This is a genomic window from bacterium, assembly GCA_024228115.1.
Lineage (GTDB): Bacteria > Myxococcota_A > UBA9160 > UBA9160 > UBA6930.
Genome location: JAAETT010000236.1, coordinates 1 through 687, shown reverse-complemented (window position 1 = coordinate 687; position 687 = coordinate 1). Strand labels below are relative to the sequence as shown.

The following is a 687-nucleotide window of genomic DNA, read 5'->3' as shown; positions in this document are numbered from 1 at the left end:
CGAAATCGAACCTGAGTGAGCATCTACGGGACGCAGCAGTCAGCCGGCTCCTAGTTCCCCACTCCGCCATCCGCATCATGGAAGCCATGAACGACATCCCGGGCAACATGCACCCCTACCCCGATGGTCTTCAGCCCCCTGCCTGGCTCTCCCCGCCGCAGTTGCCGTCTTGGCTTCAGCAGTTGCCGGCTGATTACCGGCTCGACATCGACGATATTATGGGCGTCCACGACGTTTCACGAGGTAAGGCCCCGGTCAACCTGGAGAGCGGTACGGCCCTGTCTATCTTGGCCGAGCTCGACGGCACACCGGTCGGGCGTCTGCTCAAGGAAGGCTCGGGGATGTTCGGACGCATGGCGTCCATGGTCCTGGAGATGCAGGAGAAGTTCGCCAAGACCAAGCGGATTGCTGTCATCGATACCGGGGAGAGCCCCCTCTCGATTGAGTGGGAGGGCAAGGACATCGCTGGTCAGTACAGCGCCAAGGTCCCGCTGGACAGTGTGATCCCCCGTAGTCGAGCGGCCATGCAGCAGATGGGCATGAAGTTGCTGGAGATGGGGCGGATCGAATCCATGGAGGACTTCGCCCGCTTCATCGAGATGCCGGGCCGCCGCCACCTGGTCAACGCCATGAACCCTCATGTGGCCAAGGCTCGCCGGGAGAACTCGGCCATGGCTCGGGGAGAGG

The 687-nt window shown here is 62.6% G+C and carries 1 protein-coding gene; it reads left to right on the top strand.

What is annotated here, in order from left to right; translation table 11 throughout:
- Positions 1-86: 86 nt before the first annotated feature.
- A partial coding sequence (locus tag GY937_11130) for a hypothetical protein (GenBank protein MCP5057263.1) occupies positions 87-687 on the top strand: 601 nt, incomplete at its 3' end.